This is a genomic window from Halopenitus sp. POP-27, from assembly GCF_029889855.1.
Lineage (GTDB): Archaea > Halobacteriota > Halobacteria > Halobacteriales > Haloferacaceae > Halopenitus > Halopenitus malekzadehii.
Window position 1 is genome coordinate 123,361 of sequence record NZ_JARANU010000003.1, and the last position, 23,724, is coordinate 147,084.

Annotated in this window: 24 protein-coding genes and 1 other RNA gene; 13 read left to right on the plus strand and 12 right to left on the minus strand. The window is 68.3% G+C overall.

All coding sequences use genetic code 11. The annotated features are described in order from the left end of the window. Window positions 1-2 precede the first annotated feature (2 nt). The 3 genes from OQF70_RS03305 (at window position 3) to mutS (ending at window position 4,869) form a co-directional block, all read left to right on the plus strand. Window positions 3-1,115, plus strand: coding sequence for an alanine--glyoxylate aminotransferase family protein (locus OQF70_RS03305; RefSeq protein ID WP_280535822.1), 1,113 nt, complete (start codon window positions 3-5; stop codon window positions 1,113-1,115). Between the two features lie 116 nt (window positions 1,116-1,231). Beyond that, window positions 1,232-1,867, plus strand: a complete 636-nt coding sequence (locus OQF70_RS03310; RefSeq protein ID WP_280535824.1) for a DsbA family protein — start codon at window positions 1,232-1,234, stop codon at window positions 1,865-1,867. 170 nt (window positions 1,868-2,037) lie between these two features. Beyond that, window positions 2,038-4,869 (plus strand): DNA mismatch repair protein MutS, encoded by a 2,832-nt coding sequence (gene mutS / locus OQF70_RS03315; protein WP_280535826.1) that lies wholly within the window; start codon window positions 2,038-2,040, stop codon window positions 4,867-4,869. A gap of 29 nt (window positions 4,870-4,898) precedes the next feature. Here mutS and OQF70_RS03320 read toward each other — a convergent pair whose 3' ends face one another. After that, window positions 4,899-5,597, minus strand: coding sequence for a uracil-DNA glycosylase family protein (locus tag OQF70_RS03320; RefSeq protein WP_280535827.1), 699 nt, complete (start codon window positions 5,595-5,597; stop codon window positions 4,899-4,901). 41 nt (window positions 5,598-5,638) lie between these two features. Beyond that, window positions 5,639-5,866, minus strand: coding sequence for a hypothetical protein (locus OQF70_RS03325; protein WP_280535828.1), 228 nt, complete (start codon window positions 5,864-5,866; stop codon window positions 5,639-5,641). 167 nt (window positions 5,867-6,033) lie between these two features. Between OQF70_RS03325 and OQF70_RS03330 the strand changes: the two genes are divergently transcribed. Continuing rightward, window positions 6,034-6,294 (plus strand): hypothetical protein, encoded by a 261-nt coding sequence (locus tag OQF70_RS03330; protein WP_280535830.1) that lies wholly within the window; start codon window positions 6,034-6,036, stop codon window positions 6,292-6,294. Between the two features lie 4 nt (window positions 6,295-6,298). Here OQF70_RS03330 and prs read toward each other — a convergent pair whose 3' ends face one another. Next, window positions 6,299-7,147, minus strand: coding sequence for a ribose-phosphate diphosphokinase (gene prs / locus OQF70_RS03335; RefSeq protein ID WP_280535832.1), 849 nt, complete (start codon window positions 7,145-7,147; stop codon window positions 6,299-6,301). A 99-nt stretch (window positions 7,148-7,246) separates the two neighbouring features. Continuing rightward, window positions 7,247-8,278 (minus strand): hypothetical protein, encoded by a 1,032-nt coding sequence (locus OQF70_RS03340; RefSeq protein ID WP_280535833.1) that lies wholly within the window; start codon window positions 8,276-8,278, stop codon window positions 7,247-7,249. A 126-nt stretch (window positions 8,279-8,404) separates the two neighbouring features. Between OQF70_RS03340 and OQF70_RS03345 the strand changes: the two genes are divergently transcribed. Further along, window positions 8,405-8,731 (plus strand): hypothetical protein, encoded by a 327-nt coding sequence (locus OQF70_RS03345; protein WP_280535834.1) that lies wholly within the window; start codon window positions 8,405-8,407, stop codon window positions 8,729-8,731. A gap of 39 nt (window positions 8,732-8,770) precedes the next feature. Here OQF70_RS03345 and OQF70_RS03350 read toward each other — a convergent pair whose 3' ends face one another. Beyond that, window positions 8,771-9,136 (minus strand): hypothetical protein, encoded by a 366-nt coding sequence (locus OQF70_RS03350; protein WP_280535835.1) that lies wholly within the window; start codon window positions 9,134-9,136, stop codon window positions 8,771-8,773. Between the two features lie 182 nt (window positions 9,137-9,318). On the opposite strand from OQF70_RS03350, the gene OQF70_RS03355 reads away from it, so the two are divergent. Together OQF70_RS03355 and OQF70_RS03360 are read left to right on the plus strand one after the other, a co-directional pair. Continuing rightward, the gene (locus tag OQF70_RS03355) at window positions 9,319-11,235 is read left to right on the plus strand and encodes an ATP-binding protein (protein WP_280535836.1); all 1,917 of its coding nucleotides are present in this window, start codon (window positions 9,319-9,321) and stop codon (window positions 11,233-11,235) included. Window positions 11,236-11,316: 81 nt separating this feature from the next. Next, the gene (locus OQF70_RS03360) at window positions 11,317-11,736 is read left to right on the plus strand and encodes a universal stress protein (RefSeq protein WP_280535837.1); all 420 of its coding nucleotides are present in this window, start codon (window positions 11,317-11,319) and stop codon (window positions 11,734-11,736) included. Window positions 11,737-11,776: 40 nt separating this feature from the next. On the opposite strand, the gene OQF70_RS03365 is transcribed toward OQF70_RS03360, so the two are convergent. Then, complete coding sequence (locus OQF70_RS03365; RefSeq protein WP_280535839.1) at window positions 11,777-13,120, minus strand: KaiC domain-containing protein; 1,344 nt, start codon at window positions 13,118-13,120, stop codon at window positions 11,777-11,779. Window positions 13,121-13,302: 182 nt separating this feature from the next. Between OQF70_RS03365 and OQF70_RS03370 the strand changes: the two genes are divergently transcribed. Both OQF70_RS03370 and OQF70_RS03375 read left to right on the plus strand, forming a co-directional pair. Then, window positions 13,303-14,130 (plus strand): NAD(+)/NADH kinase, encoded by an 828-nt coding sequence (locus tag OQF70_RS03370; RefSeq protein ID WP_280535840.1) that lies wholly within the window; start codon window positions 13,303-13,305, stop codon window positions 14,128-14,130. Window positions 14,131-14,136: 6 nt separating this feature from the next. After that, the gene (locus OQF70_RS03375) at window positions 14,137-14,955 is read left to right on the plus strand and encodes a ribonuclease HII (RefSeq protein WP_280535841.1); all 819 of its coding nucleotides are present in this window, start codon (window positions 14,137-14,139) and stop codon (window positions 14,953-14,955) included. 32 nt (window positions 14,956-14,987) lie between these two features. Here OQF70_RS03375 and OQF70_RS03380 read toward each other — a convergent pair whose 3' ends face one another. Together OQF70_RS03380 and secF are read right to left on the minus strand one after the other, a co-directional pair. Further along, complete coding sequence (locus tag OQF70_RS03380; RefSeq protein ID WP_280535842.1) at window positions 14,988-16,634, minus strand: preprotein translocase subunit SecD; 1,647 nt, start codon at window positions 16,632-16,634, stop codon at window positions 14,988-14,990. Continuing rightward, window positions 16,635-17,555 (minus strand): protein translocase subunit SecF, encoded by a 921-nt coding sequence (gene secF, locus OQF70_RS03385; protein WP_280535843.1) that lies wholly within the window; start codon window positions 17,553-17,555, stop codon window positions 16,635-16,637. Window positions 17,556-17,707: 152 nt separating this feature from the next. Between secF and OQF70_RS03390 the strand changes: the two genes are divergently transcribed. From OQF70_RS03390 to OQF70_RS03400, 3 genes are all read left to right on the plus strand, one after another. Beyond that, window positions 17,708-18,118 carry a hypothetical protein gene (locus tag OQF70_RS03390; RefSeq protein WP_280535844.1) on the plus strand — a complete coding sequence of 137 codons (411 nt, stop codon included), beginning with the start codon at window positions 17,708-17,710 and terminating at the stop codon, window positions 18,116-18,118. Between the two features lie 114 nt (window positions 18,119-18,232). Beyond that, an RNA gene (rnpB, locus tag OQF70_RS03395) (RNase P RNA component) lies at window positions 18,233-18,631 on the plus strand. Between the two features lie 116 nt (window positions 18,632-18,747). Then, entirely contained in the window at window positions 18,748-19,716 is a 969-nt protein-coding gene (locus OQF70_RS03400; RefSeq protein ID WP_280535845.1) for an NOG1 family protein, read from the plus strand. Between the two features lie 52 nt (window positions 19,717-19,768). On the opposite strand, the gene OQF70_RS03405 is transcribed toward OQF70_RS03400, so the two are convergent. The 4 genes from OQF70_RS03405 to OQF70_RS03420 form a co-directional block, all read right to left on the minus strand. Further along, complete coding sequence (locus tag OQF70_RS03405) at window positions 19,769-20,197, minus strand: MoaD/ThiS family protein (protein ID WP_280535846.1); 429 nt, start codon at window positions 20,195-20,197, stop codon at window positions 19,769-19,771. Between the two features lie 83 nt (window positions 20,198-20,280). Beyond that, window positions 20,281-21,036, minus strand: coding sequence for an SIMPL domain-containing protein (locus OQF70_RS03410; RefSeq protein WP_280535847.1), 756 nt, complete (start codon window positions 21,034-21,036; stop codon window positions 20,281-20,283). 162 nt (window positions 21,037-21,198) lie between these two features. Further along, window positions 21,199-22,476: a TIGR00341 family protein gene (locus OQF70_RS03415; protein WP_280535892.1), complete on the minus strand. Its 1,278-nt coding sequence runs from the start codon at window positions 22,474-22,476 to the stop codon at window positions 21,199-21,201. A gap of 89 nt (window positions 22,477-22,565) precedes the next feature. Continuing rightward, complete coding sequence (locus OQF70_RS03420) at window positions 22,566-22,907, minus strand: nuclear transport factor 2 family protein (protein ID WP_092817352.1); 342 nt, start codon at window positions 22,905-22,907, stop codon at window positions 22,566-22,568. Window positions 22,908-23,001: 94 nt separating this feature from the next. Between OQF70_RS03420 and radB the strand changes: the two genes are divergently transcribed. Next, window positions 23,002-23,712 carry a DNA repair and recombination protein RadB gene (gene radB, locus OQF70_RS03425; protein WP_280535849.1) on the plus strand — a complete coding sequence of 237 codons (711 nt, stop codon included), beginning with the start codon at window positions 23,002-23,004 and terminating at the stop codon, window positions 23,710-23,712. Window positions 23,713-23,724: the final 12 nt, after the last annotated feature.

Below are 23,724 nucleotides of genomic sequence, written 5' to 3' on the forward strand. Positions count from 1 at the left end.
CAATGACCGAGAAACGCGAGTACACCGGCGACTACGCGGACAAGACGCTGTACATCCCGGGCCCCACCGAGGTGCGCGAGGACGTCATCGAGGCGATGGCCGAGCCGATGTTCGGCCACCGGATGGACCGGATGACCGACCTGTATACGACGATCGTCGAGGACACGAAGACGTTCCTCGGGACCGACAACGACGTCATCGTGCTCACAGCCTCGGGGACCGAGTTTATGGAGAGCGCGATCCTCAACCTCGTCGACGAGGACGTCCTCGTGACGACCTGTGGCAGCTTCAGCGAGCGCCAGGCCAACGTCGCCGAGCGACTCGGCAAGGACGTCGACACCCTCGAGTACGAGTGGGGGCAGGCCGTCAAGCCCGAGGACGTGCGCGCGACCCTCGAGAAGTCGGACACCGACTACGACGCCGTCACCTGCGTGATGAACGAGAGCTCGACCGGCGTTCGCAACCCCATCGAGGAGATCGGCGACGTCCTCGCCGACTATCCGGACACGCTGTTCGTCGTCGACGCCGTCTCGGCGCTCGGCGGCGACTTCGTCGACATCGACGACCACGGCATCGACGTGCTCTTCACCTCGGTCCAGAAGGCGTTCGCGATGCCGCCCGGGCTGGCGGTCTGTGTCGTCAGCGACGACGCCTACGAGCGGGAGATCGCCGCCGAGTCGGCCTCGTGGTACGGCGGCTTCCAGCGCTCGCTCGACTACTACGACCGCAAGGGGCAGACCCACTCCACGCCCGCGATTCCGGTCATACTCGCGTACCGCACACAGATGAAGCACATGCTCGATGAGGGCCATCACGAGCGTGATCAGCGACACCGCGAGATGGCGGAGTACACCCGTGAGTGGGCCCGGGACCACTTCGATATGTTCCCCGAGGAGGGCTACGAGTCCCAGACCGTGAGCTGCATCGAGAACACCCGTGACATCGACGTCGCCGAGACGATAGAGACCGTCTCCGCGGAGTACGACATGGTCTTCTCGAACGGCTACGGCTCGACGCTGGGCGAGCGGACGTTCCGGATCGGCCATATGGGCGAACACACCGTCGAGAGCATCGAGACACTCACCGACGCGATCGAGGACGTCGCCGGACTGTAGCGACGGGCACGTTCCTTTCGACACGTCGGTGCGGTCTCCCGCCCCCGCGACACGTTGCCGACGTTCCTCGACCCCCGTGACGCCGCCCTTTTGCCCGCCGGCACCCAATCGTGAGTATGACTGACCGACCGCTCGTCGTGTACTCCGACTACGTCTGCCCGTTCTGCTACCTCGGCCGCGTCGCCCTCGAGCGCTACGAGGACGACCGCGGGTCGTCCGTCGAGCTCGAATGGCGCCCGTTCGACCTCCGGGGCCACAAACGCACCCCTGACGGGGAGATCCGGACCGACGTCGAGGACGGCAAGGACGACGACTACTACGAGCAGGCCGAGGCGAACGTCCGCAAGCTGCAGGAGCGGTACGGCGCCGAGATGGCCCAGACGCTCCGTCGGGACGTCGACTCCTGGCCGACCCAACAGGCCTCCCTGTACGTCCGCGAGACCGCGCCCGAGACGTGGCGGGAGTTCGACGAGGCGCTCTTCGACGCGCTCTGGCGCGACGGCCGGGACATCGGCGATCTCGACGTGATCGCCGACGTCGCCGACGACGTTGGGCTCGATGCCGACGCCGTCCGATCAGCTGCGACCGATGACGGGGAGTGGGACGACCGGCTCCGTGCCGCCTTCGACGACGCCCGCGAGTTCGGTGTCTCCGGCGTGCCGACCTGGATCTACGGCGATCACGCCGCCCGCGGCGCGGTCCCGCCGGAGCACCTCGAACGCCTCATCGAGGGCGCCGACGCGTCCGCGTAGGCCGCCGGTCGTCGGCCCTCGGAGCGTCGTCGTCGGCCGTCGGCTCTCCGCGTCGGCGGCCATCGTCGCCGGCGTCGCCGGCGTCGTCGCGGATGACCGACTGACTGCACTGACCGCACCGACCGCGACGACCGCAGCGTTTTACCTTTCGACCGCCGGAGGGAGGGTATATGGCTACCGGGATCGTCGAGGAGTTCCTCGCGTTGAAAGCCGAGACGGATGCCGACCTCCTGACGATGCAGTGTGGCGACTTCTACGAGTTCTTCGCCGAGGACGCCGAAACCGTCGGCGAGGAGCTCGACCTCAAGGTCTCCCAGAAGTCCTCCCACGGGTCCTCCTACCCGATGGCGGGCGTCCCGATCGACGACCTGACGCCCTACGTCCGCGCGCTCGTCGATCGGGGCTACCGCGTCGCCGTCGCCGACCAGTACGAGACGGACGACGGCCACGCCCGCGAGATCACCCGGATCGTTACGCCGGGGACCTTCCTCGAGACGACCGACGCCGAGGCACAGTACCTCGCGACGATCGTTCGTGGGGACGGTCCGTCGACGGATGGGCGGACCGGCGGACGAGGCGACGGGAAAGCAGCAGACGCAGGCGACGGGCGAGGCGACCGGGACGACCCGGACGGCCCCTTCGGGCTCGCGTTCGTCGACGTGACGACCGGGCGGTTCCGGGTGACGACCGCGGCCGACGCCGCCGAGCTTCGGGCGGAGCTGTACCGACACGACCCGGCGGAGATCGTTCCCGGACCCGCGGTGCGTGAGGACGACGCGCTGCTCGAGGGGATCCGCGAGGCGGTCGAGACCACGCTCTCGCTCCACACGAGCGAGGCGTTCGCCCCGGGTCGGGCGCGACGGACGGTCCGCGACCAGTTCGGCGAGGGCGCCCTCGAGGGCGTCGGCCTGGAGTCCGACCTCCCGATCCGCGCCGCCGGCGCCGCGCTCGCATACGTCGCGGACACGGGCGCCGGCGTCCTGGCGTCGATCACTCGACTGCGGACCGACGGCGACGCCGACCGGGTCGCGCTCGACGCGACGACCCAGCGCAACCTCGAGCTGACCGAGACGATCCGCGGCACGTCGGACGGCTCGCTGTTCGAGACGGTCGACCACACCGTCACGAGCGCCGGCGGTCGGCTGCTCCGCGAGTGGATCACGCGCCCGCACCGGGACGCAGCCGAGCTCCGGCGCCGCCACGACGCCGTCGAGGCGCTTGCCGGCGCCGCGCTCGCCCGCGACGAACTTCGGGACGTCCTCGAGGGGGCTTACGACCTCGAACGGCTGGCCGCCCGGGCCACCTCGGGCAGCGCGGGTCCGCGACAGCTGCTGTCGGTCCGCGATACGCTCGCGGTCCTGCCGCGCCTCGCGGAGGCGGTCGACGGAACGCCGCTCGCGGACTCGCCGTTCGCGACCGTACTCGAAACCCTCGACCGCGAGGCCGCGAGCGAGCTTCGATCGGAGCTCGCCGACGCGCTCGCGGACGACCCCCCGAGTTCGGCGGGCCAGGGCGTCATCGCGCGGGGGTACGACGCCGAGGTCGACGAGCTGATCGAGCGCCACGAGGCGGCGAACGAGTGGCTCGACGGCCTGGCCGACCGCGAGAAGCGTCGGCACGACCTCTCGCACGTCACCGTGGACCGCAACAAGACTGACGGCTACTACATCCAGGTCGGCAAGTCCGCAGCCGACGGCGTCCCCGACGCCTACCGGGAGATCAAGACGCTCAAGAACTCCAAGCGGTTCGTCACCGAGGAGCTGCGCGAGCGCGAGCGGGAGATACTCCGGATCGAGGAGGCGCGCGAGGAGCGCGAGGCCGAGCTGTTCGGCGAGCTGCGCGAGCGTGTTGCCGCCCGGTCCGGGCTGTTGCAGTCGGTCGGCCGAACGCTGGCCGAGATCGACGTCCTCTGCTCGCTGGCGGAGCACGCCGCGGCGAACGACTGGACGCGGCCGACGATCGCCGAGCCCGGCACGCTCGACATCGAGGCGGGCCGTCACCCCGTCGTCGAGCGAACGACCGACTTCGTCCCCAACGATCTCCGGCTCGACGAGGACCGCGGCTTCCTGATCGTCACCGGGCCCAACATGAGCGGCAAGTCGACGTATATGCGCCAGGCCGCGCTCATCACGCTGCTCGCGCAGATCGGAAGCTTCGTCCCGGCCCGGTCCGCCCGGATCGGCCTCGTGGACGGGATCTACACGCGCGTCGGCGCGCTCGACGAGCTGGCCCAGGGCCGGTCGACGTTTATGGTCGAGATGCAGGAGCTGTCGAACATCCTCCATTCGGCCACCGAGGAGTCGCTGGTCATCCTCGATGAGGTCGGCCGCGGAACGGCGACCTACGACGGGATCTCGATCGCCTGGGCGGCCACCGAGTACCTCCACAACCGGGTGCGCGCCCGGACGCTGTTTGCGACCCATTACCACGAGCTCACCACGCTGGCCGACCACCTTCCGCGCGTCGAGAACGTCCACGTCGCGGTCGACGACGGCGGAACCGACGCCGACGCGGACGCCGGCGACGTCACCTTCCTGTGGACCGTTCGCGAGGGACCGACCGACCGGTCCTACGGCGTCCACGTCGCCGATATCGCCGGCGTTCCGGATCCGGTCGTTGACCGGGCCGGAGAGGTCCTCGACCGCCTCCGCGAGGAGAAGGCGATCGAGGCGCGTGGCGGCGAGGGCGGGGCGAGCGGCGGATCGGGGGGCGGCACGACCCAGGCGGTCTTCGACCTCTCGGCCGGATCGTTCGCGGACGAGCCCGACGCCGGGAGTGGTGCCCCGGACACCGATGCGTCCAGCGACGCTGACCGCCCGGTCGCAAGCGACGGCCGTGGTGACCACGATCGCACGGCCGATCGTGGTTCCGACCACGCTCTCGATCCCGATATCGAAGCCGTGATCGCGGAGCTCACCGACGTCGACGTCACCGAGACGCCGCCGCTGGAGCTCGCGACGCGGGTTCAGGAGTGGCAGCAGCGGGTCGACGACGAGAAGTAGTCGGTCGACGATGAGGTGGAGCCGATCGTCTACCTCACCGTCGCGAGCGTCTCGGCGATCGCCGTCCGATACTCGGCGGCCTCGTAGCCGAGACGCGCCCGCCAGACGTCCTGGTAGGCGGGGTGGAGCAGCGGCACGACCGGCGACCCGATCCCCGCGTCGATCGGTTCCAGGACCGCGTCGAGGAAGCCGTCAAGCTCCGTCCCGGCGCCGTCGTCATCCTCAGAGCCGCCGGCGCCGTCGGTCCCGATCGCGAGGACGGACGTCGTCGCGTGTTTGCCGGTCGGACAGACGACGTCCGGTTCGACGCGCTCGAGTTCGGCTCGGAGATGGCGTCGACAGGTCGACAGCTCCGCCGCGGTCGGCTCCCGGTGTGTCGGCTCGTCGGCCTCCCGGTCCCGCGGGAAGCATTTCACCGCGTTCGTGTAGTAGGTCCGACCGCCGTAGCCGATCGATTCGAACAGCCGCCGGATGCGTCGCCCGGAGTGACTCGCCGTGTAAGCCTTCCCGGTCAGGTTCCCGCCGCGCCACCGCTCCGCGTCCGGATCCCCGGCGGCAGGCGCCTCGCCGATCACCATCACGGCGGCGTCGAGGGGTCCGGTTCCCCAGCTGATGCACGTTCGGTCCGCGGGAAGGCGGTCACAGCGGGAGCAATCCGGTTCGAGGACGTGTCTCCGCGTGGGGAAGTCCGGATCCTCGTTCGACTCGTCGGTCACAGTCTCGTCCATTCAGTCCGTCGCAGTCTCGTCCATTCGGTTCGCCCGTCACCTCACTCGGTCAGCGGCATCGCGATCCCGAACACGAGCACCGACAGGAGGGCAACGAGGGGGCCGAAGAACTCCATCGTGAGGAACGCGGCATCGAGCGTCGGGGAGATCCCGCCGCCGGCACCGACGGTCAGCTCCGCGACCGCGCCGATCGCGAACAGCATCGCGCCGACGGCGACGCCGCCTTTCGTCAACGATCCGTAATCCATCTCGCCGTATCGCCCGGCCATACCGACCATATCCGATCGACGGTGCTATACGCGTTTTGGTTCCGGACTCGACGGTGGGTCCGGACTTGTGGCGGGTCCGTCCCTGGGGAAGACGGTTCGGATCGCGGCCGACACAACGTCACGTTCGACTCAAAAGGTTCACGTCGCTCGGGCGCCGACGCGACGGTATGTCGAAACTCGCCGCGCCCGAGCTCATCGAAGCCGTCGAACTCCTCGGGCTGACGCTTGGCACCGGCCTGGTCTCCTCGACCGGCATCTACCTGGAGGACCTCGGCCTCACGGCCGTCACCGGCGGCGAGCTCAAACTTGGCGCCTGGTTCCTTGGGATGGGGCTCGTCGCGCTGTACATCGGCGTCTACCTGCTCGGCTATGAAACCCTTCGCCCACGCCTGTTTGGCGACGGATCGTCGAACGGCGACGCCGCCTAACCAGTTATAAACGCGCCGCGATCGCCGGCGCGACCGAGACGTCGCTGCAGGCGCGCTCGACCGTGTCGGTCCCGAGGATCCGCTCGACGCCGGCCGCGCGGAGTTTGCTCACGGCGTTGCTCGCCAACACCGGGTGCACGCAGGCGGCGACCACGCGGTCGGCGCCGCGCTCCTGGAGGACTGCGACCGATTTGCTCATTGTCGACCCCGTCGCGATGATGTCGTCGACGACGACCACGTCCCGGTCGGCGACCGACGCGTCGGACGGGGTGATCTCGACGGAGCCGTCCTCGCGGTCGCGGTGTTTCTCGAAGTAGTCGGTCGCTCCCGAGCCGTAGGCGTCCCGAACCGTCTCGGCGATCCCGATCGCGCCAGCGTCCGGCGAGAGGAAGAGCGGGTCACGCAGGTCCGGGAGCGGCTCCGCCAACGTGGCGGCGGCGTCGACGATCGCGACGGGGACAGAGAAGAACTCCCGAACCGCCGTCTCGTGGGGGTTGACGAGGACGACCCGGTCGGTTCCGGTCGAGACCGCCCGCGCCATCGCCCGCGCCGAGACCGGCTGCCCCGGCTTGAACGACTGGTCCTGTCGCGCGTAGCCCAGATACGGGATCACCGTCGTCACCTCGCTCGCGCCGGCCTCCCGGACGGCGTCCTGCAGTTGGAGGAGTTCGATCCAGTCGCCGTCGGCGACCGTCGAGGCGACGACCGTCGCGGTTTCACCCGTGAACTCGGGGATGGCCGCGAGCCGTTCGCCGTCCGCAAAGCGCTCGAACGTCGGCGTCGCAAGCGGTGATCCGGTCTCCTCGGCGAGGGCGGCGGCCAGCGTCTGCGTGCCGGAAGTCGGGACGATCATATCCGCCCGTTTCTCGAAGCGGGTTAAACCCGTTTTCGTTCGGGTCGCTGCCGATTCCAGCCGGTACCGGCTCGGGCCGCCACCGGTCCCGGTGATCCCTCACGCCACCGCGTGCGTCGCGATCCCGCCGACCTCGCGAACGCCGAGGATCTGGTGGCGCCAGCCGTCCCCGGCGTCGACGCACAGCGCGCCGGCGTCCGTCGCCGCGAGCGCGATCCCCGGCCCGTACGCGAGCGCCGTCACGTTCCCCGCTGCCGGAAGCGATCGGTGCTCCCAGGCCTCCCGGCTCCAGTCGGTGCCCGCGTGCGCGAAGAGTCCCTCACCGGTGGCAGCGAGGGCGTGGCCGTCCCCGTCGGCGGCCACGTGTCCCGTTGCCGCCTCGATCGCCGACATCCAGCCGTTCGCGAGCCAGTAGAGTCCATCATCGGCCGCCGCAAGCGGCACTCCGGTGCCGGCCACGTCACGGACGTGACGCAGTCCGACGTGTTCGAGACCGGATCGTCCGTCCGAGCCGCCGGATCCCCCCATCGCCCCGCCGCTGCTCGCCGCCCGGTGGACGCCGTCGTCGGCCGCGACCAGCCCGGAATCGACCGCGTGCGGCTCCTCGACGGACCCGATGGTGGTCGTCTCGATCGTCTTTCGCGTCGCCTCTCCGTCCGGTCGACCGAACCGGACGTCGACGACGGCCCCGTCGGCCGTCGCCGCGAGGAACCGGTCGCTCCCGCCGGACCCGGAGGTTCCGTCGGCGTCGTCACGGGGGACGCCACCGGTGCCGTCATCGGATCCGTCACCGACTCCTCGACCTCGCGTCGCGTTCGCGAGCCCGACCGCGGCGGTCGGACCGATGTCGGCCGCCTCGAGGCCGTCGCGGCCGTCATCCAGCTCTCCAACCACGCCCACCAGGAGGTCCTCTGGGGTCGCAACGGCGAGGAGGGCCGGAGCGTCCGGTCGCTCGTGGATCGCGACGTCCCGAGCCGCGACGTCCGCGACCATTCCGAACTCCCCGATCTTGTCTCCCGAGACGGCGACCCGGACGAGTCCGTCGGCGCTGGCGAGGTACACGTCGGTCCGACCGGCTGACCCGGCGTACACCCGTTTCTCCTCGATCGAGATGTCGTCCTCGGCGGGCATTGGGTGCCACTGCGGCCCGCATCGGGGAAAAGGTTCGCGAACGCCGGCGGTCGCGACCCGGTCACGGACCGCCGGGTCGACATCCTCTCCCCCGCGTTTATGGGCTTTCGGCGGGAACTCCCGTCGATGGTCCTCCCTTCGGATCCGCTTCGAGCGGTTCCTTCCCGGTCGATGCCTGCCCAAGCGATGTCCGACCTCGTCCCGGTCGAGTTCACCACGCCCGCCGGCGTTTTCGCCCTCCTTGGCCTCGCGATCCTGTACGTCACGGTCGGGCGATGGCTCTACGTCGACGCCCGGGATCGCGGCAGCGAGTGGTCCTGGCAGTGGGGGTTCGGGACCCCGTTGACCGTGTTCCTGGGGATCGACGTGTTCCTGTTGGTGATCGTGATCTACCTCCTGCTTCGGGCGTCGGCTGATCGTCCCATCGCCTCGAGCACGGACCGAGCGGACTGAGGCGGCTCAGTCCCTACCGAGACACCCACCGAACCCGACTCAGACCGCGTTCCGCCCGACACCCGCGTCCGCACCCGGATCCGTCTCCTCGATCTCGACCTCGACGTCGTCGGGATCGATCCCGATCCGAGCGAACTGCGTTCGGACGTGCTCCTCGGCCGCCGCGATCGCCCGATCGCGGGACTCGAACCCGCGCGGGGCCGGCTCCTCGAAGGCGACCCGGATCTCCTCGCCGTCGACGGTTAGGGCGGCCCCGCCGCTGTCGACCTCGTAGAAGGCGTCACAGATCCAGACGTACGGCGCGTCCTCCTCTGGCGCGCCCGCGTAGCTCGGTGGCTTCTCGCCCCGCTCGAAGACGGTTCCGGTCAACGCCGTCCCGCCGCCGCGTCCGGTCACGAGCAACATACGATCGGCTACGGTCCCGACACGGTTAGCCGTCTGGATCCGATCCCATCGGCACCGAATCGGAACCGACCGGGTCTTCCCGAATCGGCCCCGATCGAATCAATCCGACTGACCCCATCCGACTGACGATCCACGACGTCTCGGGGGAAAGCGATTTGCCCCTGCCCCGGCGTGTGGTAGGTATGACCCTCGAGGACTTCACCGAGTTCTCCGCCGATGACGACGACGCCGCGGCCGATGATCCCACGGCCGACGGTACCACGGCCGGCGATCCCGCGGCCAGCGACGCCACGACCGATGGTGTCGCGTCCGACGGTGTCGCGGAGCAGGCGGACTCGGTCGAGACGGAGTCGCCGTCCAGCTCCGGCGCCTTCGAACGATACGCCGTCGAGGCGGCCGGCGAGGACGACGGCCTCGGCGTGATCTCGGTCTCACAGGGGCTTCGCGTCGCCGAGGACGCCGAGGAGACGACGCTGCGCGCGTTCGTGACGACCGGCAACCGCGAGTCGGTCCGGCTCGGGAAGTACCTGATCGTCCCGTACCCGGACGGTGAGCGTCTCTTCTGTCGTATCACCGGCCTCGAATACGCCCAGGAGTTCCGATCCGACGACGCCACCGAGATCCACGCCCGTCGGCAGATGCGCCGCGACGAGTTCTCCGAGCGCGACTACAAGTTCGTGGCCGAACTGGAGCCGATGTCGGTCGTCTACGACGACGGCGACGGAGACGGCGACGGAGACGGCGGTGACGGCAGCAAGCGGCGGATGACCGACCGCGTTCCGAAGCCGGGAGCGGTCGTCGAGGAAGCGGCCGACGCCGCGGAGATCAAGACCGGGTTGAAGATCCCCGCGGACGGCGTCTTCCTCGGCCACCTCTCGGTCGGCGGCGAGACCGTCACGACCGCGGCCAGCCCACCGACCGTCGACTACCGGCTGAACGACGACGACGAGAACGGCGACCCGCTCGTCTTCCGGCACACCCTCGTGGCCGGCGGGACCGGATCCGGCAAGACCCACGCCTCGAAGAACGTCCTCCGGCAGTACCTCGATGCCGACCGAACCTACGAGATGGACGACGGACGGGCTGCCCGGATGGCGGTGGTCCAGTTCGACCCGCAGGACGAGTACGCCCAGATGCACGACGACAACCCGGAGATCGACGACGCGTACGCGCGCCGGCTCGAACGGGAGGGGATCGCCCACGGCGGCCACGATGACACCGTCGCGCTGGTGCCGACCACGCCGACCGCGACGTACCCGGGCGAGGGACATCGCGCCGAGCGCGTCGCGTTCACGATCCCCTTCTCGCTGGTCCGCGATCGCCCGTGGCTCGTGGCGGGATCGAGTCTCAACGACAACCAGTACGCGGGGCTGGTAACGCTCCTCAAGCGGTTCTTCCGGGATTACGGCGACGATGGGACCTACGACCAGTTCGTCACCTCCCTCGACGACCCGGCGCTCAAGGAGGAGCTCCACGAGTCTGGCCGCGTTCACGAGGCGACCTTCGACGCGGTCAAACGGCGCGTTCGTGGCGTTCCGGGCGGCGTCTTCGACGGCGACGCCCGCCCGATCACCGAACTCGATCACACCCTCGTTCGCCCGGGCGGGCTCACCGTGATCCCGACGTATCACCTGCCGACCTCGCGGCAAAAGGAGATGTTCGTCCTCGCCGTCTCGTCGTATCTGATCGACGACAAGCTCTCGAACGACCCGACGAGCGACCGGATCAAGGAGACGCCGCTGACGATCGGGATGGACGAGGCGCACAACTTCCTCGCGGATGCCGACACCGTCCAGGCGCGGAAGGTCATCGGGAAGTTCACCGAGGCGGCCAAACAGGGCCGCAAGGAGCGGCTCGGGCTGTTCCTCATCACCCAGGATCCGCAGGACATCGCCGAGTCCGTCTTCAAGCAGATCAACACCAAGATCGTGTTGAACCTCGGCGACGAGGACGCCATCGCGAGCGTCAACATCCCGACCGAACTCGCCGGAAAGGTGCCGTATATGGAGACCGGACAGATGGTCGTCTACTCGCCCGATAACTCCGAGCCGGTCGAGCTCAGCGGGCTCCCGCGATGTCTCACCCGTCACGGATCCTGAGCACGGTTCGGTGACTTTTGGTCGGCCCGTCGATCCCGTGACGGCCACGACGCTTTTGCTAGGGGGGCGTGAACCTATCCTATGGTGAAACGGATACTCGTCCCCGTCGACGGTTCCGACTGCTCGAACGACGCGCTCCAGTTCGCCGCCGAGGAGTGGCCCGAGGCGGAATTGGTGCTGCTTCACGTGATCAATCCCGCCCGGTCGTCGGCCGGCTCGGAGCTGGGCGTTCCCGGCGCGGTCGAGCAGTGGTACGAGAACGCGACGACGCGCTCGGAGACGGTGCTTTCGAACGCCGCCGCGACCGTCGACCGCGACGTCGAGATGCTCACCGAGGTGGGCCGTCCGGGGAACACGATCCGGGACGTCGCCGAGGCCGAGGACGTCGACGCGATCGTCATCGGCAGCCACGGTCGCACCGGCGTCTCCCGCGTCCTTCTCGGCAGCGTCGCCGAGGGAGTGGTCCGGAAGGCGTCCGTGCCGGTCACCGTGGTTCGGTGATTCACGGGGCGGCGGTCCGCGTTCAGATGACGGTCCGCGTTCAGAAGATGTTCGCCTGCTGGTAGACCGAGATCCCCTCGCTCGTGATCTCGTAGGGTTTCGTCTCCCGCGAGTGGTTCGCGTTGCGGATCTTCTGGATCTCGATCGCCAGCCGGGTTTCGCGGAAATCGGACGGACGGACGTACTGAAGGATGAAGACGGCGTCGGTGAGGTACTCGACGATCCCGTGCCTGGAGGCGTAGGAGTTCGACTCGCTGGCCTCCGAGATGAGCATCGTCGTCACGCCGGCCTGTTTGAGTGACCTGGTAAAATCGAAGATCTCCGACCGGCGCTTGGCCGGGTGGTCGTACATCATCTCGAGCAGCGACACCGAGTCCAACACCAGCCGCTCGGCGTCGAACTCGCGGATGAGCCGGCCGAGTTCGTTGCCGATCGAGGCCAGTGAGTTGGCCATCTCGATCGGGTCGATGGAGACGACCGAGAGCATTCCATCGGATTCGTACTCACGGAAGCCGTATCCCTTCTCCTCGGCCGTCGAGAGGATCGCCTCCCGGCTCTCCTCGAGGGTGATATAGACTCCGCGATTGCCGTTCGTGAGCGCTTTGTGGATGAATTGCAGCCCGAAGGTCGTCTTTCCGGTTCCGGCTGACCCGATCGTCGTGATGAGCGACCGTCGCGGGACCCCGCCGAGGATCATCTTGTCGAGTCCCTCGATCCCCAGGTCCATCCGTTCGATATCGGATTCGAGTTCGGCGTCCTCGAAGTCAGTACCGCCCGACGTCGGAGGGGGTCCCGCGTCGCCGTCGTCGCCGAACGACGCGAAGCCGAACTCGCCGTCGGACCCGCCGCCGGGTCCGCCTCCGGGACCGGCGTCGAAGTCGGGAGTCGTTTCCGGTTCGGTTTCCGTGGGGAAACCGACGTCGCCCGACTCATCGCCGTCGTCGACATCTCCGAACTCGCCGTCGTCACCATCTCCGAACTCGCCGTCGTCACCATCTCCGAATCCGCCGTTGTCATCACGGTCGCCGACGGTGGACGTATCACGGGGTCGCGGCGAGTCCGGATCCGCCTCGGACGACGAGCCGCTGGCTGATGCCGGCTCGGGGTCGGTCCCTCCTGCTGGGTCGGCTCCTCCTGCTGGGTCGGCTCCTCCTGCTGGGTCGGCTCCTCCTGCTGGGTCGGCTCCGTCGGTTGGTTCCTCCCCGCCGGCACGACCCGAACCGGTGGTATCGGCTCCGCCTCCGGCCGCGTTCGCCTCCGAGAGTTCCCGGCGTGCCCGTTCGAACCAGTCTTCCTCCTCCGCCTCGTCGTCGACCGTCTCGTCGTCGGGTGTCCCCTCCTCGTCCGACCGATCGCGTTCACCGCTCCCGTCGTCTTCGGTCATCGGGCACCCCCGGACCGATCGGCATCGACGATGTCCGATCGTCGGTGCGATCGCCGAAACCGATCGTTTCGGTGCTCGTGTGCCCGTGTTTTCCCCCGACGACGTCCCATATCCGATCGATGGGCGGGTCACGGCTTGAAACTTTACGTGTGGTTTTTGATTGCGGCGCCGAACTCGGCGGTATGGACGTCGGGATCGTCGCACAAAAGGAGAACCCTCGCGCGGCAGCGCTCGTCGATTCGCTTGCGGACGCGCTCGCCGACCGCGGGGTGACCGTCCGGATCGACGAACTGACCGCTGACGCGCTTTCGGCGTCGGGAACGCCCGTTTCGACGTTCGACACCTGTGATATCGTCGTGGCGATCGGCGGCGACGGGACGTTCCTGTTCGCCGCGCGCAACGCCGACGGAACGCCGATCCTCGGCGTCAATCTCGGAGAGGTCGGGTTTCTCAACGCGGTCGCACCCGCGAACGCGGAGGATGCGGTCCTTTCGGAGGTCGCCGCGTTCCGTGAGGGGACCATGAACGTCCGCGAGGTCCCGCGGCTCGTGGCAGCCGTCGACGACTGGCGGTCGACCCCGGCGGCAAACGAGGTGACGATACAGGGAGACCGCCGTGGCCACGGGGGTGGTCTCGACTACACGGTCAGTATCGATGGATCGCCGTATTCGGAGACCCACGCCGACGGCGTGATCGTGGCGACCCAGACCGGATCGACCGCGTACAACCTCTCCGAGGGCGGGCCGATCGTCCACCCCGGCGTGAACGCGATCGTTCTCACCGAGATGTGCGCGGAGGCGGGGATGGCGCCGCTCGCGCTCGATCCCGACGTCGATCTGGCTGTCACGGTGACGGACTCCCGGACCGGCTCCGTGGCCGTCATCAGCGACGGCCGACGGCCGACCACGTTCGACCCGCCGGTCACGGTAACCGTCTCCAAAGCCTCGGTTCCGATGCGGATCGCCGGCCCGCGCTCGGACTTCTTCGAGGCGCTCGGCAAACTGGAGTGAGTTCGGATGACACGGATCGGCGTCGACGAGGCGGGCAAGGGGCCGGTTCTGGGGCCGATGATCGCCGCCGCCGTCCGGGCGGCCCCGGCGGCCCTCCCCGACGGCATCGACGACTCGAAGCGCATCGCCCCGGCGCGTCGCGACGCCCTCGATGAACGGCTGCGGGCGCATCCGGCCATCGACGTCGGCGTCGCCGCCGTCGAGCCCACGGAGATCGACGATCCCGAGACCGATATGAACGCCCTCACCGTCGCGGCACAGGCCCGTGCGGTGGTGGACCTGCTCGCGGCGAGTGGATCACCGGCCGATTCCGAAGCTCCCGTGACGGATTCTGAACCCCCCGCGACCGATTCTGAAGCCACCGGGACCGCTCCCGACGACCCATCGACTACCCCCGGCGCCTCCTCGACGACGTCCGATCGGTCGATCAGCCTGCTCGTCGACGCGGGAGACGTCTCCGAAGAGCGGTTCGGCCGGCGGGTTCGGGAGGCCGTGGAGGCGGCGCTGCCCCGGGAAACCGGCTGTGACACCTCACCGAACGTCTCCATCACCGCCAGACACGGAGCTGATGCCGACTCGCCGCTCGTGGGTGCGGCATCGATCGTGGCCAAGGTCGAACGCGATCGCCGGATGGCGGCGATCGACAAGCGACATCCCGACTACGACGGCGTCGGCAGCGGCTACCCGAGCGACCCCACGACGACGGCGTTTCTCGAGGCGTACGTGGACGACACCGGCGACGTTCCCGACTGTGCGCGCCGATCCTGGCGGACGTGTGAACGGCTGCTCGCGCGCCACGAGCAGTCGGGGCTTGGGGAGTTTTAAAACTCGAAGCCGGGACTGCCGACGCTCGTCCGTCAGCGGTCGGTCAGCAGCATCCGGAGGATGTCCCCGTAGGCCGGTCGCGTGACGAGGACGCCGATGAGGACCCCGAGGATCGTGAAGATGGCGAACCCGGAGAGGTCACCGAGACTCAACACCATCAGCGGCGACATCGCGATGATCGTCGTCGCCGCCGCGGCGCCGATCACCCAGAACGCCCGGCGGAACCGGGAGTCGAAGACCGTCTTCGAGCTGACGTCGCCCTCGCTCATCACCTCGTCGGCGATGATCACGAGGTCGTCGACGCCGGTCCCGACCACCGCGATGAATCCGGCGATGACCGCGAGATCGAGCGGGTATCCGAGGAGCGCGGCGAACCCGAGGAGGGTGTAGACCTCCGTCAGCGCGGTGACGACCATCGGCAACGCGACCTTCGGTTCGCGATATCGGAGGAAGACCATTCCGGCCACCGCGAACACGGAGAGGATCCCGGTGATGAGCGAGTAGGTCTTGAACTGCTCACCCTGGGTCGGGGAGATGTACGAGGAGGAGCCGTCGCCCAGTTCGGCCGGGAGCGCGCCGGCACGCAGATTGATCGAGATCTGCTGGGCGCGCTGGAAGGAATCCTCGCCGGCACCGGTCGTCAGCCGGAACCCGGGGTCGTTCGCCCACGTTCCCTGGACCATCGACTGGAGGAGGCCGCCGTCCATCCCGAAGTCGTTGACGACCCGGTCGTTGACGACGAGTAGCAGCCGCGGTTCCTCCGACTGCGTGTAGTCGTCGATGCACTTTCCTCGATCGGCCGGATTCGCGGCGCACTTCCAGCCGTCAGTTCCCGGGTTCCCCGCCTGTTGGTTCGCCTGACTGATCGCTTGCTGAAGCTGCTGGGCCGGCGTGGGTTCCCCCGCCGGTGCGGTATCGACGATCGAGACCGGAACGTACGAGCCGCCGCCATCGGACCGGCTCGCGGTCCCGACGTTCTCGAAGTCATCCTGAGTGACTACGGCGCGGTTGCGGGTTCCGTTCCCGTCGTTCGGGATGAAGATGTCGATCCGGACGGTGCCGCGTTCGGCGATCAGCTCCTCGACGTCATTGCGGTCCTCGCCCGGGACCTCGATCAGGACGAACGAGCGCCCGTTCGCGTCGACGATCTCGCGGACGCTCCCGCCCGAGAGCCCGGCCTCGTTGATCTTCCCCTCGATGACCTCGATGGTCGCCTCGAGGGTCTCCTCGGTGACGCCCGGCCGGACGCCGTCATAGGCGTAGCCGGCGGCCTCGATCGCCGCCGTGAACTCCGTCTCGGAGACGTTGGCATCGGTCACCTCGACGGCGCCGGTGCCGCCCTCGGCCGGATCGCGCAACTCGGCGTTGACGCTCGTGCTCGTCGTGTTCGGTAGCTCGCCGGCCACGTTGCTCGCGACGGTCGCTGGATCATCCCCCTGGAAGCCGACATCGGTGGCCGTATACCCGACCAACGGCGCACGGATGCGGGTTCCGCCGTCGAGATCGAGGCCGAACTGGAGGTTCGTGATCCCGTCTGCACTGCCGGTATCCGTCCCGTTTCCGATCCCCTCCGCCCCGGGGTCGGGTGCGAACATCGGGGTGAAGAGGACGATCGTGGCGCCCAGCACGGCGACCACGAGGAGCCCGACGCGCCAGTTGCGTTTGATCGCGTCGATCATCTACCGGCTCACCCCCTCGAAGGAGTACCAGCGAAGCAGCGAGACGTTGAGCAGGTACGTGTTCATCAGGTCGGCACACAGTCCGACCGCGAGGATGACGCCGATGTCTCGAAGCAGGTCGATCCCGAAGACCCACGCGACGATCGTCATCACGATCATCGCGGCGATGGACGTGATCGTCATCGTCACGCCGGTGCGCATCGCGCGCTGGACGGACTCGTAGAAGCCGCCGGTCCGGCGCAACACGGAGTTGTTCAACAGGATGTCCGAGTCGACCGAGTACCCGATGATCATCAGCAGCGCCGCGACCGTCCCGAGCGTCATCTCGATTCCGAGGAGGTTCATCACGGCGACGGGGATGACGATATCCGAGAACGCCGAGATGACGACCGCGATCGACGGCACGAACGTGCGGAACATCGCGAAGACGAGCACGCTCATTCCGAGGAACGCGATCACGACCCCGCCGAGCGCCTGCGTCTGTACGCCGCTGCCGAAGCTCGCGGAGACGATGTCCTCGCCGGTGACCGCGAAGCCGGCCGCCTCGGCCTCGCCCGCGATGTCGCCGAAGTCACCGCTTCCGGCACCCTCAGGAAGGTCTTCCGGCCGGAACGTCACGATGTAGGTCTCATCGCCCGGCGCGTACTGGATCGAGGAGGGCTCGATCGAGAAGGTGTTCGGATCCTCGAGCGCCGCGCGTGCCTCGGGGGTTCCCATCTCGAGATCCGACGTTTCTGACGCCGACAACCGCAGCTCAGCGCCGCCCGTGAACTCGACGCCCAGATCCGCCGGGGCACCCGTCGCGAGGTACCACCCGCCGAGGATCACAAGCGCCACCGCCAGGATCGCAAGCGGAATCGCGATCAGCTGGCGGTTGGTGTAGTCCGTATACTCGACCTCCGGTACCTCGATCGCTACCATATGTCTCCGGGGTCCGGCTGCGCGCCGAATAAGCTTTCTTATCGCCAGCCACGGCGTCGGTCGACCCGGGAGCAGACGCGTCGTCGATCGATTCGATCGGCGCCATCGCGGGCGCCGAAAGGCGTTACTCCCGCCGTCGCGTATGGGTAGGTATGTCACAGCCCGATCCGACCGACCGGACCTCAACCACCACATCGACGCGGCCGACCGCGACGCGGGTCGTCCTCTCGATGCCGGCGGGCGTGAGTGATTGGGTCCGCTCGCAGATCGATACCGACCGGTATCGGGGCTACTTCCGACGGACGCTCGGCGACGTCGCCGTCGGCGAGGTGACCGAGGAGTTCGTCGACGTCGGTTGCTGCGGGAGCAATCTCGACGTCCCGTTTCGCGTGGAACGTATCGAGGTCGGCGACGGCGGAGCTGACGACGGACCCACGGATGGAGAACCGAAGACCGTCGAGTCGGCCATCGTCGACGACGACACGACGATCGAATACGTCGACCGCGAGGGCGATGTCGAGGGGGGCTGGGCGGTTCAAAGCGAGGCCGGACCGACGCGGTGACGCGGTCGCGGCGACACGGTCGTGACGAGTTGGATGCGACGACCAGGGCGCGACGCGGCCGATTCGGCTGCAGCGACGGAATCCTTATCCCCAGCGATCGTCTATCGCCGTTTGGACAGAGGGAGCTCGACCCCCGTGCCGCGGGCGGTTCCACCGCCCAACGCATGAGGAAAGTCCCCCCACCGGCCGGACGGGCGACCGGGCGCAAGCCCGGAGTCGGAGACGGCTGGCGCTGGAACAGAAACGAGACCCCCTGCCCCGACCGATGAGGCGTGCGAACCGACCCGCAAGGGAAGGGAGCCAACCCGCCGAGGGGCACGCGACGCCCCGCGCCGCGGAACGCTCGAACGGCCTCGCCGCGAGAGCTGCGGCGCGTTGCGTCGTCGACGGGCAGGAACGGATGGAACGGCGAATCCTCGCCGGTGCAAGTCCACGCCGATAGGTAGTCCGGCCACGGCGTGGACGCTCAGCCGAATGTCGAGCCGAACAGAAGGGGGCTTACTCCCCTCAGTCCGTCATCCCCGCCGAGCGACGGCGTCGCTCCGGTCCGTCTCGCGGTCGATCTCCGGACCGTACGCCCGTTCCGCCCGAACGAACGCCCTTATACGCGTTCACGCGCAATCGCACGTATGATATTCGAGGACCTCCAGACGACGCCGCGCGCGGAGGAACTCATCGACAAGGCGTTCTCGCGGGCCGCACGCGCAGGGCGGGCCAAATCCGGCCACGAGGCCCAGGAGTCGATGCTTCGAACCGCCGGCAACGTGCTCTCCGATAACCTCTCGAACGTGGTCACCTCCTGGCCCGATTTCGAGTACGACGTCGATCCGTTCTACCACGAGCTCGCGGACGCGATCGTCGACGTCGACGAACTCCGGCAGTCGCTCTCTGAGGTGATGTGGGCGAGCCGGCAGATCGAGTCGATCCGCGACGAGTACACGACGAAGCTGCGCCGTAGCGACGTCGATACCGCTCGGAAACACCGCAAGCAGGCGTTCGCCCGGATGGCCGACATCACCGAGGAGGTCGCCGACGACCTCCGTCTGATCGGCGACGCCCGCGACGATCTGAAGACGCTCCCCGACATCCGGACCGACGAACCCGCGATCGTCGTCGCGGGCTACCCGAACGTCGGCAAGTCCTCGTTCGTCAACCGGGTTACCCGTGCCTCCAACGAGATCGCGGAATACCCCTTCACGACCCGCGGCGTGCAGATCGGTCACTTCGACCGCGACCACATTAGGTATCAGATAATCGACACGCCGGGGCTACTCGATCGCCCCCTCGAGGAACGCAACGACATCGAGCGCCAGGCCGTCTCCGCCCTCGAGCACCTCGCCGACTGTGTCCTCTTCGTCGTCGATGCCTCCGGCGACTGCGGCTACCCGCTCGAGGTCCAGCTGGCGCTCCTGGAGGAAGTCGACTCGCTGTTCGGCGCGGACGTCCCCCTGCTCACCGTCTGCAACAAGCAGGACCGGTCGACCGACGTGGATGCGGACGCCTATATGAGCGTCACCGAGGACGAGAACGTCGAGGGCGTCCTCGATATGGCGGTCGAAGCCGTCGGGTACGAACCGGACCTCCCGTCGCGGGAGTGATGATCGGCCCGGATCATCCGGGATCAGCGTACCCCGATCGTGTGTTCGGCACTCAACAGCAGAAGATGAACGGGTAAACGAGCGCGACGCGGTCGCCGTCCGTAAGCGTCGTGTCGAACCCCTGCTGGTTCTCGTTGAACCGTCCGTTCACGAGCACGCGGGCGTACGCGACCGTCTGTTCGCCGACGGGATTCTTCCGCCACGTGCCGGGCAGTTCCTCGGGTGTGGGTGCCCAGCCGTGCGCGGTCGACTCCGACTCCGATTCGGCGATGAGCAGCTCCTGGAGCTCCGGATACTCCTCGAACAGGGCGTCGAGGAACTCCCGGAGGGTGTCACCCTCGAACCGGTATTCGAACTCCGACCGGCCGAGCGCAGTTCGAACGTGGCCGGTACACCGGACCGTAACGGTCGTCTCACCCTCCCGGTTCGACGGCGTCGCCGCCGCGGCGTCAGCCTCGGTGGCCTCGGTCGTCGTCTGCATATCGTTCCGTTCGCGCTCGACGCCCCTTCCCGTTATGCCGAATACGTTCGCCATTCGGTCGGATGGGGCGGAACGAGCACGGCTCACTCGGTCGTCTCGGCCTCGAAGACGACGTGGACCTGTACGTCGACGCTCACCTCGCCCGTCTCGATGGACGTCGCGGACCCGCCGTTGCCCGCGGCGTCCTCGGCGACCGCCGTCGGCTCGGCGCGGTACGGCGAGACGCGGTCGTCCATCGTCGAGATGGTGTAGACGTCGACGACCTCGAGTCCGGTGTTGTTCGCGAGCATCCGGGCACGCCCGTCCGCGTTCTCGACGGCGTTCTCGAAGGCCGTGGTTCGCAGGTCCTCCTCGCGCTCGTCGCTCAGCCCGAACTGCACGCGGTTGACGCTGTCGGCGCCGGAATCGACCGCGACGTCGATGACCTCGCCGACCGCCTCCACGTCGTGGACCTCGATCTCGTACCGGTGAACGCCGACGTACTCCGGTTCCACGTCCTCACGCTCCGGCTCGGAGCGCGGACGACGCTCCCGAATGTCGTAGCGTGTCGTCCGGATCTGGTCGTCCTCGATCCCCCAGTCTTGGAGGGCCGACCGAAGTGATTCCTCGTCGGCGGCGATCTCCTCGCGGACGGCCGACGAGGAGTTACCCCGCGCCTCAACGGCCACGGTGATCGTCGCCCGGTCGGGCTCGGCGGTCGCCTCGCCGTCCGCAGTCACCTCGATCGTTCGATCCGGTTCGCCGTCATCCGTCGGCGTGGCGTCGCCGGCGACGCCCGCACAGCCCGCCAGGAGGAGGGTCGCGGCCAGCGCCAGCGCACCGATCAGTCGTCTGTCCATACCGTCACTGTGTCGGGAACGGGCCTTAAGCCAGCGATGACACAAAGAACGCTTTGTCCCAGCACGGCGCTCGACCGGAGTCGGCGGCGATGGCCTCGGTCGAAGCGATCGACGGCCGGTGGTCGACCGGTCGGATCGGCGGTCACCCGGAGCGATCGGCGGTCACCCGGAGCGATCGACCGTCAGTACGCGTACCTCGACGGCGATCTGTCCGTCGACGACCGGTTCGATGCGGTCATCGAGACGTGCGGCGAGCCCGGAGACGGTGGTTCCCGGCTCGGACCCGACCGTGATCACCACGCGTTCGGTCCGTAACGGTGGTATGCTGCCGGTTCGATGCATCTCGAGGTCGATCAGGTCCAGCTGCGCCTCCGCCAGCTCCAGCTCCGACTCGACCGCCTCCCGAACGTCCTGTTCGGTCGTGGTCGCGACGTAGGTGTCGTAGGTAACGCCGCCGAGGAAGATCGACAGGATCGCGATGGCCGCCAGAAGCGCCGTCGCCCGCTTGAGAAGCGCCGATTTCGCCTCCGCCTCGCGGAACCACGAGTCCGGTCGATAGCCTTCATACCACAGGACGACGAGTGCCGCGAGATTGATCGAGAGCACGTTGACGAGTACGAGCACGCCCGCCCCCAGCGCGAGCCGGGGAATCCCGAAGGCGATCCCGATCCCGACCGCTGCGGCCGGCGGGATCAACGCAACGGCGATCATCACGCCCACGAGCGCGGATGAGACGCCGGTCATCAGCGAGAGAACCCCGGCGATCCCGGCTCCGAGTGCCACCGCGAGGACGAGCACGTTCGGAGCGAGCCGCTCGGAGACCTCCGCGAGCGCGAGCGGGTCGAGGCCGGGCGGAACCAGGTTGAGCGTGCGGAGCCCCGCGGCGAAGACCGCGGCGGACCCGACCGCGAGGAGGACGCCGAGTATCTGGAGCCGGACGCCGCGTCCGAACAGCTCGTCGTCGTCGACGACGGTTCCGACGGCGGCCGACATCGCCGGGCCGATGAGGGGCGCGATCACCATCGATCCCACGACCGTCGCCGGCGAGTCGAGCAGCAGTCCCGCGGTGGCGATGACCGCCGAGATGACCGTCATCAGGACGTACGTCCGGATGCCCGAGACGAGACCCGTCGCCTTCGTCTGCAGCTCCTCCTTGGCGATCCGGTCCTCGCTGTGGTCCGATTCCTCGGCGTACCGCTCCTCGAGCTGCTCGAAGCGCCGGGAGATGACCGTCTCGGCGTCGACGATGACGGTGTAGGTCTCCTCGTCGATCCCGGCCTCCCGGAGCCGGTCGAGTACCGGTTCGACGGCCGCGGTTGGAAGCGGGAACGAGACGACGCCCGTGTACTTTCGCCCGCTCGTCTCGTCGGTCACCACGTAGTCGATCCCCTCCTCGTCGAGCGCGTCGAGGATCGCCGCGCGCTTACCGGCCGGGATCATGACCTGTACGAGTCGCACACTCCCCGATGGTGTCGTGATCGGTTAAAAACTCGGGGGTCGCAACCGTCACGGGCGCCGCGGGGCGGTCGTCACCGCGTGTACGTCCGCAGCGACGCGAAACCGCGTCCGTTCTCGGCGGTCTCGAAGACGTCCACGAAGGCGAAAAGCGGCTCGCCCGACGCCGCCAGTAGCCGGCCGTGGACGGCGACGTCGTCGCCGTTAGCGTAGACGTCGTCGATCGCGTGTGAGGTATCGGTTCTGGGACGGTCCTCGCGCATGAACTCGACGAACCGGTCGCGTCCCCGGAGCGTTCGGTCGGGTCGGTCGTGAACGAACTCGGCGTCCAGAAGCGTCCGAAGGTCCTCATAGCGAGCCTCGTCGATCGCCTCGTAGTACCGCCGTGCCCGTCGCCGTGCGTCGCGGCCGTCCATACGGACGTGGTCGGGTTCACGAGCCAAAACGTCACGGGTCGATGCGGGGATTCGATCCACGTCGCTTTTCTCGACGCCCCATCTACGGTTATGGGTGAGCGATCCCGTTTCACTCGGCTGTGACCCGCTCGACGATCTGCTCGGCGGCGGGTTCGAACGCGGCGTGGTCACCCAGGTCTACGGGCCGCCCGCGGCGGGCAAGACGAACCTCGCGCTGTCGGCCGCCGTCGAGGTGGCCGCCGAGGGTGGAAGCGTTCTCTATATCGACACCGAGGGGCTCTCTATCGACCGGTTTCGACAGATTGCCGAGGCGAGAACCGACGACGACGTCGAGTCGGTTGCCTCCCGACTGATCATCACCGAAGCGTACGACTTCGACGACCAGCAGGAGGCGGTTCGGGACGCCGCCGAGTTCGCCCCGGAGGTCGACCTCATCGTTCTCGACTCCGCGACCGGCTTCTACCGGCTGGAGCGAACCACCGACACCGAGGGCGGGGAGTCGCTCCGGAAGGTCGCCGATCAGGTCACCCACCTCCTCTCGCTGGCCCGGCGCCACGACCTGGCGGTCGTCGTCACCAACCAGGTGTTCACCGATCCCGAGAGCGACCGTGCTCGGCCGCTGGGCGGTCACACCCTCGAACACTGGACCGGCGCGGTCGTTCGCGTCGACCGCTTCCGCGGCGGCAATCGGCGGGCGACCCTGGAGAAGCATCGATCGACGGAAACCGGCAGCCACGCGACGTTCCAACTCACCGGGGGCGGGATCGAACCCGCTGGTTCCTCGGACGGGGTCGACCCGTTCTGAGCCGGGCGATCC